This window comes from Planktothrix sp. (assembly GCF_046067725.1).
Lineage (GTDB): Bacteria > Cyanobacteriota > Cyanobacteriia > Cyanobacteriales > Microcoleaceae > Planktothrix.
Window position 1 is genome coordinate 1 of the sequence record NZ_JBJUDF010000176.1, and the last position, 14,684, is coordinate 14,684.

The following is a 14,684-nucleotide window of genomic DNA, read 5'->3' on the forward strand; positions in this document are numbered from 1 at the left end:
GTCACTTGTTGATCAATTCTATCCACAACTTCATCCCGCAAATCTGTTAATATCCAGACTCCTTGCGGTAGAGTGGCTGATTTTTCACAAATTTGATTAATTAATGCTTCATCTTCGAGGATATAGCTAGAAATTAGTAAAAACTTCTCCGCTTGAGCAATTATTTTTTGAAATAGAGTACGATTTTCTCGACTTACCCAAATTTTATTAACAGGAGAAAGATTAGGTTTTAGAGCAGGATTTTCAGGAAAATGACTAACAATAATCCTATAATTATCTTGATATTCTTGAATCAATCGTTGAGTTGATTCTGATTGATCTGAAATATCCGTATTTCCTTCTCGTAAACTAATCATTGCTTCTCTTAAACTCAAGGGTAATTCTTGCCAATTTATCCCTAATCTTAATTTCTCATTAATTCTAAAAACTGCCTCCTGAGTATCAATGCTTCTCAAGAAACGATCAATTTTTTGATAATTGGGTAAATTCTGCCAAAAAGTTTCCGCTTCTTGCCATATTTTTTCGGCTATCTCTAATGATAACCCTGGATAATAAGGTTGTTCTAAAACAAGAGTATAACGACCATTCTGTTGATTTTCATTGCCATTAAATAGGGGAATTTGAGGATCATCAGCTAACAAATTTAAGGTAATTTCTGAACTAATAAATTGATAAAGATAACGGTTAGCAACGCTTGTTTTTAAGTTAGACTTCCTAGGAAATAATAGTTTTAAACTAGAAGATTGATAAAGTTGATCATCCTGAGTGACTTCATTAGCAAACTTTAATAAATCCGTTAAGACTGAATTAGGGATAAATTCTAACCCAAAAGATTGACGTAAAAGCTGCGGGGTTCGTCGATGAGTTTGGGTAGCAACTGCTTGAATTTCTTGTAATAATTGCCATAAAGATACATCAGATAAAAGGTTTCCTTCTACCAATTGACGGTAAAATGTTCCCTGAATTTGATAATGGATTTTCATGATAATACTCCTTGACGAATTCTAGGTAATTTCATTCGTTTTAATCGGGAAACTGCATGAGTCCATTTTTCATAGTCTCCCCATAAAATTAAGTAACTTTGTCCTCTGGTTAAGGCAATTTTCCAATGTTCTATAGGAATAAGTTTAGGGTTTCCACTACAACAAATTAAGACAATAGATGCTTCTTTTCCTTGCCATTCTGTAACTGTTTTAATCATCACAGAACTATATTCAATCGGACAATTAGCAATTAACTGCTCTCGCTGAGTTTCCGAAAAGGTTAATATTCCTATTTTGGGGATGAATTCTAAATCAAAACTTTGTAAAAATTCTAATATTTTTTCTCCTTCCTGTTGATTAGGAATATCTTCCCACCATAACCGATATTCCCATTGTGGAAAATAATCACTCATCTGTTGAAAATTTGTTTGTATCCATTCAGGGGAAAAGCTGTCATAAATTGTAGTTGCTAGTTCGGGATGTAAACGAAATTGTTCTGAAAGTTGCAGAGTATAAGTAGGAAGTAAATATTGCAATAACCAAGGAAAACCATAGAGAACACGCTGGAAAAATTTTCGATTCCGAGAAGGAGGAATAAACCCGGTATTTTCATCACCTAATAATACTAATTTATTGGTTAATCCTGAAATTAAGATTAATTCAACCCAAGTTAACTGTTGAGCTTCTTCAATAATAATTAAATCATAGAAATTTTGCCAGAGGGTTTGACCAGTAACACCCATAAATTCTTCAACCGTTGCTAAACAAGGATTAAGGAGATTTTGACTTAGATATTGCGCCAAAGTTTCTATTGCATTTTTTGATAGATTTTGGTAGGATTGAACTAAAGTAAGTTGCTGTCTTAATAAGGGTTCTAGTCTCTTGAGTTGATAAGCAAACCAATTTAACCTTGATTCACTTAAATCAGGAAATTCTAAGCTCAAAGTTTGGGCGAGTTGCGGGATAGATTGGGTAGTAATTAAGGGTAAATATCTTTCTAGTTTAGCAGGCGATCGCAACTGTTCTAGTTCAGTATCCGGTAAACAGTAAAGTGGTAAATAATTGAGTTGTGGTTGTGCTAAATGATCGTGGCGAATCTGTTCAATTATTGCTAATTGATTCCTCGAATTTTCCGACAATAAATAAGGATATCCAGGTAATTGTTGATAGGCGGTTAATGTACTCGGATAATGACTTAAAATTAAAATACGTTTTTCATTTTTAATCGCAGCATCCGCAAGATTCAACGCTATGCGAGTTTTTCCCGTTGCGGGTAAACCAGAAATCACCGTAATCGGACTATTAGATAATCCCATTTCTAAAGATTGGATTTGTTGAGGAGAAAGCGGTAAAACGGGATGAACTGTGGTAAAATTAAGTTGCGATCGCTCTTGTAAATAAACCGCACAGTTACAGATTGTTTCAACAATTAATTCCGTCGGTAATGTTAACTCAGTTTGGGTTTTAACCAACTGTTCTAACAACCTTAAACGCCATTCTGGGTTATTTCCAAAATCGTTAATTTGTGCTTTTAATCCTTGCCAAAATTGCTGTTTATTGATCATGGTTTAATAATTTATTTTTGATTAAAATACTTATTAATTTTAATGTTTGCTCAAACCCATTAGCTAACATCGGGTCAGGAATTTGACAAACCCAAATTTTTTGATTAGTAATTCGTTGAATTTTACCTTTTTCTAATGCAGAATTAGGCGGTTTATGTAAATACAAGATAATCGCTGATTCAATATCTGGTAATTCTTTAATATATTCAACAGCTTGTTTCAAAGTTTCTTGTGAGGGAAAATACCAGAATATCCAGATGGGAAATTGCAACTTTTTAACTTTTAGTTCCGATGTTTTTAAATCATGAACTTCCACCGTCATTAAGTAATCTCCTAATTTGATATTTCTGGATTTTTGAATCTGAAATACATAGACTTTATCACGTAAAAACACACGAATTTTAGGGAAAAATTGATCATGATGGTTTAAATATTGTCCCTGTTTAGGACTCAGAGAACCTGTTAAATAGCTTAAAGGTTCAACATAAGAATCTTGAAATTGCAAAAATGTTGCGGTAAATGCTAAATAAATCACATCCTTTAACAGTTGATTTCTAAATGTCCATAACTTCTCTTTTTCTGACCGTTTGGCAAGATAATCTAAATAGGCTTGATAAAAACCATGATAGATGGGATTTTGTAATAACACATAATTGGGTTTCCCTGGTTTAAAACGGTGTAAAGTTTTTAAAATCGGTTGAACAGTTGGTTGTTGTCTAAACTGTTTAATTGTTTGATAAAATTTTTCACATTCTGGATAAATTTTATAAAGATTTGATTCTCGGTAAAGAACTTGTCCGGCAAAATAAATCAGAAACTGATTTTCAGGTGTATTATAATCTTGGTGACGTTTTATCCCCATTAATTCCTGTCGAGATCCGGCTTTTTCTGCGGCGGTTAAACCTGGACGACGGGTATAATCTCTTAAACAATAAGCATCCATTTCTTGAATCTTTCCAACAGGCATTAATTCGGCTTTTCGTCTGAGTTGTTGTCTCAGTTTAGGGCTAATAATTTGTAAGTTTTTGTCTAAATTATACTTATTTAATAAAGCAATAATTAAAGGTTTAACAGCATCAGCAGTCTGGAATTGTTGAAACTTTTCGGGTAACTCCAGCACTCGAACTTTTTGATTTTTTCCTACTTTTTCAGTGAAAATCTTTTCACATAATCCCGTAAAAATTTGTAATAGTTGAGCAACTTTGTCATCTAAGCGATCGCCTAATTTATCTTTACATTCTTCTAATTGCTTGTCCTCTTCAATAGTAGCACGATCTAACACTTCACCTCGAATTTTTAAAACAGATAATTGCAAGTTAATTTCCAAGTTCAACTGAGTTTCAAGTTGGCAATTATTATGTTTTAAATCCGTTGGATTTAACCAAGGAAAACCTATTTCATAGACCTGATTGGTTTGGTCAATTAACATAGGACATCGGGATAAAATATCATCTGTTTCCAATACCAAATAGGGGCGATCTTTGGCTTCAAAAAGATGATCAATACTAACTTCACGTTGTTGATTCAAATAATCAAAAATACTAGAATATAACTTCATTTGCCTTTACTCCTCCTCTGGATAAATTAATCCTTTCCATTCAAACTGACGAGAACGTGAACCTCGCGCTTTTATAAATGCTTCTGTTAAGGAAGTATCGCCCAATTGTTCAATTAAACTAGCAAATTTATTTAATTCTTCCGGGTAATCATCAATCATTAATCCTCTAAGTTTTGGTAACAATTTTTGAGCAAATTGATCGACTAAAGCAAAGCGAAATTTCTCAGAATTTGAGTCAGAAACCCCAGGATAATTAATCACATATTGAGTAATTGCTTGATAGACTCGATGGGCGAAAGGATGTCCGATGCTTTCCATAATGTTATTCGCCTGATCTAAATAATCTTTAACTTTTTGAACCACCTCAGAATTTTGATCCGGCGTTTTGAACCATTGTTCAAAGCTTGAATAGCTGACATACACAGGACGTTGACCTTCAGTAGTCCTCGTCTTGCTTAATTGTAAAGTTTTAGGTTTTCCAAAGGTGAGAACATTAGCCCTATCTAACACTTTATCCGATAACGTTTGAGTGGTTTCATCTTCATTCATCGTTCCCACAAATAAAAATTGTTTGGGAATTTTTAACTTTCTTTGTGCTTCAGAAATTGGTAAACTACCCACATCTAATTCTAAAAAGGTAGGACTCGAACGACGGCTTTCTAATTTCGAGAGAAAATCACTAAAATAATATTCTACACGGGCTAAGTTCATTTCATCTAATAATACCAAAACAATCCGATTGTTCATCGCTGGATCATGGTTATATTGATAAATTCCTCGGATCAAATCAGTCGGTTTAAATTTCTTCTCCACATAGTTATAAAACCCTTGCAAATCTTGAGGAGAATCCCATCGAGGTTGAACTGCTAAAGTTAACTGTTGTGCGCCTATAAAGTCTGCATATCGTTGGGGAAGTTCGCTTTTTCCAGTTCCACTAATTCCAGCTAAAATCACTAAAGCAGAAATATCTTGCACTTTTAAAGAGGTATGAAACGCATAAACAACCCGCCGAGGAAATGCTAATCCTTTGGCTTCTAAATGCCGCATAAACCCATCTAAAAAAACGTTTTCTGCTGGATTTGGATTCCACTCTGGATTTGAATTCGGTGTCCATAGATGATCTTTTAGCGATCGCAAAGCAAAATCCGCCGTATTTTCTGTACTTTCCCTCAAATTTTTCATCAGATTAATTTCTTCTTGAAGTTCCTCTTTCTCTGCTTTGAGACCTTGAATTTTTCCCAATACTACTGATTGCTGTCCTTCTAACTCCTGTACAATTTGTTCAAGTTCTCGTTTTTGAGATTCTTTTTCTCGAAGTTCAAAACTCAAATTTCTAATTCTTTGTCTATCTCTTTCTATTTGTTGATAATCTAATGTATGATCTTGAATCGCGTTTAGAATTCTTTGTTTCTCTGCTTCTAAACGATTAATTTCAGGACTGAGTTGCTTAATTCGGGTTTCAAACTGTTGTGTTTCCAGAGATAAACTATCATAGGTTGCTCGGATTAATTCTAATTGTACCGTTCTTTGTTCCAGGGTTTTTGTTTCCTCTTGTTTTTTGGCAATATCAGCAATTAATTGTTGAAATTCGGCATTTTTAACGATATAATTAGCTTGAATTTCACGAAGCGATCGCTCAATTTCTTGTAAATATTGATTCTGAGATTGTAAAGCAGTAATCTGACCCTCTAATTGACTTTTTTCTAGCCTTAACTGACCTACTTGAGTATTTAATTGTTCTAATTCTGATAAATTAGGAGGATTTTGACGCAAGGTATTAACACGATTTTCTAAATCTTGTTTTTCTTGATTTAATCGGGTTAATCTCTCCTGAACTTCCTGTAATTCTGATCGTTTTTGCGTTAACTTCCCTTCAACTTCCCCTAAATTTATTTGTTTTTGCTCCAGACTTTCTACCTGATCTTTGAGTCTAATCAATTTAGCTTGAAATTCTTGCCAGTTTCGTTGTGTATCGAGTTGTTTTTCTAGTGCTTGTAAACGAAATTGATACTCTTGATCTTTCCGTTTACTTAAGTCTTGTAAACTAAGTTGATAATCTTTATCTTTTTGGGCTTGGGAATCTTGTAAACTCCGTTTAAGTTCTTGTTCTTTCTGTTTACTAAAAACCGCCGTCCCAATTAACGCCCCGGCGGTACTTCCCATTAATGGAGTTCCGAGACCACCCCCAGGAAAAACCACTGATGCGGCTGTCCCCATCCCTAAACTCAGAACACCGACCACCAAGATGTCCTTTGGTAGATTTGCCCAAATATTCTTTCGCATATTGACTTAACTCGCAGTTTAATTATTATATCGCTGGTAATGGCAACAATTACGCAACTGTCTAGGATTTTAGCAAAGGGATTGTTTGAAAAACCAGGTTTTTGCGTTGTACCTCACCCGACAACACACCGCTATATAATAAATAGTGTTTGACTTAAAAACAATTCATACTGCGGAGGTGAAACATGGCAGTTTTACAATTAGAAGACGGAACAACCTACACCCAACTCGATGAAATTCAGCGAGAATTAGCTAGTCTGAATATTCATTTAAACCATTGGTCTGTGGGAACCGATGCTCAAGTCGTAGAATTAGTCAATCAACCTGCATTGAACAATGAAGAGAAAGAAACTGTTCTGCAAGGTTTAGATCAATATTTTGAAGAATTAAAACAAAAAGCAGGTTATCAATCTCGTGATTTAATTGTGCTTAACCCTGACACTCCTAACCTAGAAACCCTATTACAAAAATTTGAACAATGTCATATTCATGCGGATGATGAAGTGCGTTATATTATTGATGGAGAAGGAGTATTTGGCTTTGTCCGTCCCGATGGCAGTCAAGTTGAATTAACCGTTGAAGCCGAAGAATATATTAACGTTCCTGCGAATACAGAACATTGGTTTTACTTAACAGAAACTCGGCGGATTAAAGCCGTTCGTTATTTTACGAGCACTGAAGGTTGGACTCCTGAATATACGGATACTGAAATTAGAATTTTTTCCAGAAGACCGAAAAAAACCTTAGCTTTGAATTAATTTGTAGAGACGTTGGATACAACGTCTCTACAGCAATGATAACAATTTCCAGAATAGAAAACAATGACCATTGAAGTAGATTATCGTTTTCCTCCTCATATTGATGCGTTTCGTCAGGCGAAAGTCATTGCTATTGGACAAACAGCCGGAACCTGGGATGAACGATTTAGTCATCGAGAAGATAGTTTGCGATCGCATTTAGCCGAAGTCATTAATATTAAAACCGATGAACAAGGTTATAGTATTGCAACGGTTAGATTTCCTGAAATTAACGTTGAAAATGATATTTCTAGCTTATTAACCATGATTTTTGGTAAATATTCAATGGCTGGAGTTGGTAAAATTATTGCCCTTAGACTTGATAACAATTATGGTCGTCTTCCCAACTTTGGGATATCAGGAATTCGTCAACAATTGAACGTTTTTGATCGCCCTTTAATTATGGCAATTTTTAAACCCGCATTAGGACTTTCAGCCCTAGATCATGCAGCTATTTTAGAACAAGTGGCAACGGCGGGATTAGATATTATTAAAGATGATGAAATTATGGGGGATTTAAACACAGCCCCCACCCTAGAACGCTTAAGAGCTTGTCGCCCAATTTTAGACCGCATTAAACAACAAACGGGTCGCACGGTTTTGTATGCAGTGAACGTCACCGGAAACGCCCAAACCCTATTAGAAAAAGCCCGAATGCTGGTTCAAGAAGGGGCAAATGCTTTGTTATTAAATGTTCTCACCTACGGTTTTTCGGTCTTAGAAGCCCTTGCTACCGATCCAGAGGTTAATGTTCCCATTTTTGCCCATCCAGCCTTGGCGGGGGCGTTATGCGCCTCTGGTGAGACGGGTTTTTCCTATTCCGTCGTCCTCGGAACCTTGATGGCCCATGCTGGAGCGGATGCGGTGTTATATCCAGCCCATTATGGTAGTTTACCCTTTGATCCGGCTGAAGAAGGGAAAATTAGGGATATTTTGCGATCGCGCAACGTTTTTCCGGTTCCTTCTGCGGGAATTCACCCCGGAATTGTCCCCCAAGCTTTATCAGACTACGGAAATGATGTAATTTTGAATGCGGGAACAGGAATTATGGATCATCCCGATGGCCCCTCTGCGGGGGTTCAAGCCTTCTTTCAAGCCATGGATCGGTATCAACAACATCAATCTTTTGATATTAATCAAATACCCCCTAGTTCTTTGCGGCAGGCAATGGAAAAATGGGGTTAATTGTGACCCCCCAACCCCCCCTTGCTAAGGTGGGGCTATTTTAATTTACTGATTATTTACCCTGTTTAATTCATTCATGAACACCGATCCTCGTCAATCTTTAATTCATGCGTCCCGCCAATTTTATCAACTCGGTTGGATGGCGGGAACGGCGGGAAATCTTTCCGCTAAAATGCCAGATAATAGTTTTTGGATAACCGCCAGTGGAAAACAAAAAGGAAAATTAGTAGCCGAAGATTTTGTGAGAATATCCTTAACCGGAGAAGTCTTAGAAAATCCCGCTCCTCAGAATAAACCTTCCGCAGAAACCAGTATTCATCAAGCGATTTATTCTTTATTTCCTGAAGCAAACGCTTGTTATCATGTTCATTCGGTAGAAGCAAAGTTAGTATCCAATTTTATTGATCATGAACAATTACCTTTACCCCCCATTGAAATGTTAAAAGGGTTAGGAATTTGGGAAGAAAACCCCAAAGTGTATATGCCTGTTTTTGAGAATTATTTAGAGGTTCCTCGCATTGCAGAAAATATTATGCAACGGTTTAAACAAACAACCCCAGATGTTCCGGCATTATTAATTAGAAATCATGGAGTAACGGTTTGGGCTGCGTCCCCAGAAGCCGCCGAAAATCATGTTGAATTGGCTGAATATATCTTTCGTTATATTGTCGCAGCCCGTCAAGCTGGATTGAATTTTAAACATTAGAAATATGATAGCAGGGAACAGGGAACAGGGAGGAAAAGACAGGCACAAGTCTAGTCCAAAATACGTCTGTGTCCTAACTATCTTGGCAGTTGCTATAACCTTAAAAATTGTATTTATTTAAAGAAACGATAATGACAACGGAAACAACAGAAACCCCTATCTTGGCATCAGGGACATTATGGCAACGGACGATCACTCAAACCGAATATGCTCTCAACTGCGGAGCCCTTCAACCCATTGCAACGGATTATGATTTTATTGAAGAAGGTGATATTCGCTTTTTGGTTAGAATTTTAGCAAACTTAGCCCGGAAAGAAAAAGCGAAAAAACAACAACAACAAAAAACAAAAAAAAACAATCAAGATTTTAATCCATTTTTACCTTATGAACTTGATTTATTTGTGGGGAATTTATCAGAAACTCATGTTTGTTTACTGAATAAATTTAATGTAGTAAATTATCATTTATTAATGGTAACTCGCAAATTTGAAGAACAAGAAGCTTGGCTGACTCAAAGAGATTTTGAAGCGTTGTGGCTAACTTTAGCAGAAATTAATGGATTAGTCTTTTATAATGGAGGTCAATTAGCGGGAGCCAGTCAACGCCATAAACATTTACAATTAGTTCCCTTTCCCTTAGTTCCCGATGGTTTAAATCTTCCCATTGAACCGGCGATCGCATCTGTACAATTTCAGAATTCCATCGGAATTATTCCTGAATTTCCATTTGTTCACGCGATCGCCTCTTTTAACCCAAATTGGATTCAAACCCCCTCAGAAGCGGCAATTTTTACCTTAGAATTATATTTTTCGTTATTATCCGCCGTTAGTTTATCTGTTAATGACCAACCCTTACAATCAGGAGCTTATAATTTATTAGCAACCCGAAATTGGATGATGATTATTCCGAGATCTCAAGAAGAATTTGAGGGAATTTCGATTAATTCTTTAGGGTTTGCGGGAGGATTATTAGTCAGAAATTCAGAACAACTGCAATGGCTGAAATCCTATCACCCCCTAACGGTTTTAAAACAAGTGGGAATTGCCCGTTAATTCGGCTCTTTTTTGATGTTTTTTCTATTCCCCATTCCCCATTCGTAATTCGTAATTCGTAATTCGTGATTTTTTTAAACTAAATCAGGAAAAACTTCCCGTACCGCCGGATGAACTAAATGGTGATTTTCCACATTTAATCCTTTGGCTAAAACCGGGTTAAATTCTAATGCTTTGAGTCCCTTATCTGCTAACTGAAGAACATAAGGTAAGGTACTATTATTCAAAGCTTGGGTTGCTGTCCAAGGCACAGCACCCGGCATATTAGGAACTCCATAATGAACGACCTTTTCTTCAATATAAATTGGATGACTATGGGAGGTTGGACGTAAGGTTTCAATACATCCCCCTTGATCAACCGCTACATCTACAATCACGGAACCAGGGCGCATTTTGGCAACTAACTCACGAGAAACCAATTTAGGGGCACGTTTTCCTAAGATTAAAACCGCACCAATTAATAAATCCGCTTGAGGAACACTTTCTTCAATTTGAGAGGGATGACTATGGAGTAATTCCACACTAGAACCGAAGAGAGTTTCTAAATAAGCTAACCGCTCGACATTCACATCTAAAATTTGTACCTTAGCTCCCATTCCCAGAGCAACTCTCGCCGCCTCTGTCCCGACAACACCACCCCCTAAAATCACAACAGTTGCAGCTTTTACCCCTGGAATTCCCCCTAATAAAACCCCCCGTCCTCCCTGTTGGCGTTCCAAATAACGCGCTCCAAACTGAATCGATAATCGTCCAGCAATAATACTCATTGGAGTCAATAACGGCAACCGACCATCGGGAAGTTCTACGGTTTCATAGGCGATCGCATGGACACCTTTATGGATTAATTGTTCCGTCAGTTCCCGATCTGCGGCTAAATGCAAGTAAGTAAACAAGAGTTGTTCTTTTTGAATGAACCCATATTCTGAGGATAAAGGCTCTTTGACTTTCACCACCAAGTCTCGACACCAAGCCTCGACCGGAGAATTAACGATTGTGGCTCCTGCTCGTGTATAATCCTCATCGGTAAAGCCAGCACCCACTCCCGCACCCATTTCCACAAAAACTTGATGACCTCGTTCACAGCAAACTCTGACACTACCGGGAGTCAATCCGACTCTCCATTCTTGATCCTTGATTTCTTTAGGAATACCAATTTGCATAATCGATTATTACTCTTAAGTATTGCTTCGATTTTAGATCCCCCGTATTATTTTGCACATCGGTATCTCCAAAGTTATAAGCTGCTCCGCATCTAAATTTAATATTTTATAGCCTAGAGTCTTTCTAGCAAGGCTTGTGGGTAAAAAAATTAAGTGCGTGACAGCTTATTCTGAAAAAACCCTCCCTGAGCTTGATTGCAGATATCGGATGACGATGAACTGTATTTTCCCCCTAGACATCTGAAATCTTTTCGGTAGAATCAGAACAAAAAATTACAGAATGTAAACTTACAACCTTTTTTGGAGGATAGACCCATTACACTCGCTATTCGCTCAACAAATCTTGCTCCTGCGTCCAACGCCAACCCATCCATCCTAAAAATTTGGGGACGTCAACCCCTCCAGGGTCATGTCTCAATTAGCGGTGCTAAAAATTCCGCTTTAGTTTTAATGGCAGGTGCGTTACTCTGTTCCGAAGATTGTCGGCTGCGTAACGTTCCCTCTTTAGTTGATGTCAACCGCATGAGCGAAATTCTCACCGCGCTTGGCGTCAAAATCGAGCGACAAGGTGACATGATCGAGATTCAATCCGGTCAATTGTCCGAATCACAAGCTCCCTATGAACTGGTGAGTCAACTGCGGGCTAGTTTCTTTGCCATTGGGCCAATACTCGCTCGTTTAGGGGTAGCTAGAGTCCCCTTACCCGGAGGTTGTGCCATTGGTGCTAGACCTGTGGATCTGCACGTTCGGGGACTGCAAGCATTAGGAGCAGAAGTTCATATCGATCACGGTATTGTTCATGCTCATGTCCCTGGAGTCAACCCTCGACTCAAAGGCGCTCGCATCTATCTGGATTATCCCAGTGTAGGAGCAACGGAAACCTTAATGATGGCGGCGACTCTCGCTGAGGGAGAAACCATCCTAGAAAATGCAGCCCAAGAACCAGAAGTCATTGATTTAGCTAACTTGTGCTGTGCGATGGGAGCTAAAATTCAAGGGGCTGGAACCAAAACTATTGTGATTTCTGGCGTTCCCAGTCTGCATTCGGCGGATTATTCGATTATTCCTGATCGAATAGAAGCCGGAACTTTTTTAATAGCTGGGGCCATTACCCACTCTGAAATTAGCTTATCTCCCATTATTCCTGAACACTTGACTCCTGTATTGGCAAAACTTAAGGCCATTGGGGTCAAAATTGAGATGGAAGGACAAAACCATTTACGCCTTCTCCGGGCGGAGCAGTTAAAGGCAACGGACATTGAAACCCTACCCTATCCGGGTTTCCCTACGGATATGCAAGCCCCCTTGATGGCGTTGTTAACGCTGTGTGAAGGTAATAGCTTGATCAGTGAAACGGTATTTGAAAATCGGTTTGGTCATGTTCCTGAACTCAGCCGCATGGGTGCAGATATTCGGGTAAAAGGAACTACGGCTTTAGTTCGAGGGGTTCCTTTCCTTTCTGGTGCTCCAGTGACCGCAACGGACTTACGGGCTTCTGCGGCTTTAGTCCTCGCTGGACTAGCCGCAGAAGGAGAAACCACCATTCAGGGATTAAAACATCTGGATCGGGGTTATGAACAATTGGAAGCGAAACTTCAGCAATTGGGCGCCAAACTCCAGCGTATTGATCAGGGATTAACGGATCAGCAATAAGCCACTGCGCTCTCGGCGGAGATCGGCTTATCCCCAAAACTGGAGTGTTTGTTGTGAGTTGTCTTAGGGTGCGTTTGATTTTTGGTTGCAACTCACAACTCGCCCAATTTTCAAGGGTTAGAGGTTAGAATTTGTTATAGTTTGACTTCACTATTTTTGCTGCTATGGCACTTTCAACGATCCCATTAATTGGACTTCGAGCCGATCATTTTCGTCATCCTTTGGATTTACAAGCCACTAATTCCCTCAAACAATTGCCCGGTTTAGATTTATTGGTTCGGCAAGTTTTGGGCGGTGTGGGAGAGCAGTTTTTTTATTTAGAAAATATTGCATCGAGTATTTTAGTCAGTGACCAACAATTACCTCATCTTCATCAATTATTGTTGGATGCTTGCCAAACCTTAGATTTAGAACCACCTCAACTTTATATTCGCCAACATCCGGTTCCCAATGCTTATACTTTTGCGATGCGGGGTAAACAAGCGTTTATTGTGGTGCATACGTCCTTAATCGAATTATTAACCCCGGAAGAAATTCAAGCGGTAATTGCCCATGAGTTAGGACATTTAAAATGTGAACATGGGGTGTATTTAACCTTAGCTAATTTAGTGGTCTTAGCTGCTAATTTGTTATCTCCTTGGGGCAAGATTTTGACTCAGGGGTTACAGACGCAGTTAATGGAATGGGTACGATGTGCTGAGTTTTCTTGCGATCGCGCAGCATTATTAGCCATTCAAGAACCCAGGGTGGTGATGTCGGTGTTAATGAAACTGTCGGGCGGTTCTCCGAGTTTAGCTCCCCATTTGAATTTAGATGCCTTTGTTGCCCAAGCCCGGACGTATGATCAAATTAGTAGTACGGAATTGGGAGAATTGCTCAAACAAACTCAAACCGCCCAATTAACCCATCCCCTTCCGGTACTGCGGGCCAGAGAAATTGATCGCTGGTCGAGTAGTCCTAATTATCAAAGCTTGCTAAAACAAAACTTTATGGTATATAATAATAAAGTTACTCCCAAGGGCGAGTGGCGAAATTGGTAGACGCACCGCACTCAAAATGCGGCGGCTTCGGTCATGAGAGTTCGAGTCTCTCCTTGCCCATTGTTACAATTGGATCAAATCGCAGTAAGCCTTCTGTTGAATTGTTTTTAAGAATGGACATAACCCTTAACCCAGGTGATTTAGCACCGGAGTTGATCTTACCGGATGCGGAAGGAAATCTCGTGCGTTTAAGTGATTTTCGCGGAAAACGAGTGGTTTTATATTTTTATCCCCGTGATAATACCCCCGGATGTAGAAAGGAAGCTTGTGGATTTCGGGATATTTACGGAGAGTACGGAGAGTACCAACAAAATAATATTATTGTTTTAGGGATTAGTACGGATAACCCAGTATCCCATCGCAAATTTGTTAATAAATATCAGTTACCCTTTGCTCTATTGGTTGACGATGGCGGAAAAGTGGCATACCTTTGTGATTGATGGTGAGGGTCGCATTCAAACGATTTATCGTAAAGTTAAACCGGAAACCCATAGCCGAGAAGTTCTGCAAACCCTGCGCAATGAATAGGTGTTTTTCAATCCGATAATTTTGATACGGATAGGAGGTTATTCAACAGTGTAAGTTTTGTTAACAGACACTAACGTATGCTATAGTTTGAAACATGGCATACATACCACTCAGAAAAGCGGTCGAATTTCTGGGTCTGCATCCCAATACATTAAGAAAATACGCCGATGAAGG

10 protein-coding genes, 1 tRNA gene and 2 pseudogenes are annotated in these 14,684 nt (G+C 38.5%); 8 read left to right on the forward strand and 5 right to left on the reverse strand.

The window, feature by feature from the left end:
• The 4 genes and pseudogenes from ACKPEB_RS10655 to ACKPEB_RS10670 form a co-directional block, all read right to left on the reverse strand.
• A pseudogene (locus ACKPEB_RS10655) lies at positions 1–983 on the reverse strand (hypothetical protein); the annotation flags it as partial.
• On the reverse strand, positions 980–2,548 hold the full coding sequence (locus ACKPEB_RS10660; protein WP_408964863.1) for a hypothetical protein: 1,569 nt from the start codon (positions 2,546–2,548) through the stop codon (positions 980–982). The pseudogene ACKPEB_RS10655 and the gene ACKPEB_RS10660, both read right to left, overlap by 4 nt.
• Positions 2,538–4,106: a DUF2357 domain-containing protein gene (locus ACKPEB_RS10665; protein ID WP_408964865.1), complete on the reverse strand. Its 1,569-nt coding sequence runs from the start codon at positions 4,104–4,106 to the stop codon at positions 2,538–2,540. The genes ACKPEB_RS10660 and ACKPEB_RS10665 overlap by 11 nt, the downstream gene beginning before the upstream one ends.
• Positions 4,107–4,112: 6 nt before the next feature.
• Complete coding sequence (locus tag ACKPEB_RS10670) at positions 4,113–6,389, reverse strand: AAA family ATPase (protein ID WP_408964866.1); 2,277 nt, start codon at positions 6,387–6,389, stop codon at positions 4,113–4,115.
• A gap of 185 nt (positions 6,390–6,574) precedes the next feature.
• On the opposite strand from ACKPEB_RS10670, the gene ACKPEB_RS10675 reads away from it, so the two are divergent.
• From ACKPEB_RS10675 to ACKPEB_RS10690, 4 genes are all read left to right on the forward strand, one after another.
• Positions 6,575–7,147, forward strand: coding sequence for a 1,2-dihydroxy-3-keto-5-methylthiopentene dioxygenase (locus ACKPEB_RS10675; RefSeq protein ID WP_408964867.1), 573 nt, complete (start codon positions 6,575–6,577; stop codon positions 7,145–7,147).
• Positions 7,148–7,210: 63 nt separating this feature from the next.
• On the forward strand, positions 7,211–8,371 hold the full coding sequence (locus tag ACKPEB_RS10680; protein ID WP_408964868.1) for a RuBisCO large subunit C-terminal-like domain-containing protein: 1,161 nt from the start codon (positions 7,211–7,213) through the stop codon (positions 8,369–8,371).
• 76 nt (positions 8,372–8,447) lie between these two features.
• A complete protein-coding gene (mtnB, locus tag ACKPEB_RS10685) occupies positions 8,448–9,077 on the forward strand; it encodes a methylthioribulose 1-phosphate dehydratase (protein WP_408964869.1) in 630 nt (209 codons plus the stop codon).
• A gap of 131 nt (positions 9,078–9,208) precedes the next feature.
• Positions 9,209–10,129, forward strand: a complete 921-nt coding sequence (locus tag ACKPEB_RS10690; protein WP_408964870.1) for an ATP adenylyltransferase family protein — start codon at positions 9,209–9,211, stop codon at positions 10,127–10,129.
• A 74-nt stretch (positions 10,130–10,203) separates the two neighbouring features.
• On the opposite strand, the gene ald is transcribed toward ACKPEB_RS10690, so the two are convergent.
• The gene (gene ald / locus ACKPEB_RS10695) at positions 10,204–11,289 is read right to left on the reverse strand and encodes an alanine dehydrogenase (RefSeq protein WP_408964871.1); all 1,086 of its coding nucleotides are present in this window, start codon (positions 11,287–11,289) and stop codon (positions 10,204–10,206) included.
• A 300-nt stretch (positions 11,290–11,589) separates the two neighbouring features.
• On the opposite strand from ald, the gene murA reads away from it, so the two are divergent.
• From murA to ACKPEB_RS10715, 4 genes and pseudogenes are all read left to right on the forward strand, one after another.
• The gene (gene murA / locus ACKPEB_RS10700; protein ID WP_408964872.1) at positions 11,590–12,942 is read left to right on the forward strand and encodes a UDP-N-acetylglucosamine 1-carboxyvinyltransferase; all 1,353 of its coding nucleotides are present in this window, start codon (positions 11,590–11,592) and stop codon (positions 12,940–12,942) included.
• Between the two features lie 164 nt (positions 12,943–13,106).
• Complete coding sequence (locus ACKPEB_RS10705) at positions 13,107–13,982, forward strand: M48 family metallopeptidase (protein WP_408964873.1); 876 nt, start codon at positions 13,107–13,109, stop codon at positions 13,980–13,982.
• Positions 13,961–14,042, forward strand: a tRNA-Leu gene (locus ACKPEB_RS10710). Before ACKPEB_RS10705 ends, ACKPEB_RS10710 begins: the two co-directional genes overlap by 22 nt.
• A gap of 59 nt (positions 14,043–14,101) precedes the next feature.
• Positions 14,102–14,510, forward strand: a pseudogene (locus tag ACKPEB_RS10715) (peroxiredoxin).
• Positions 14,511–14,684 lie beyond the last annotated feature (174 nt).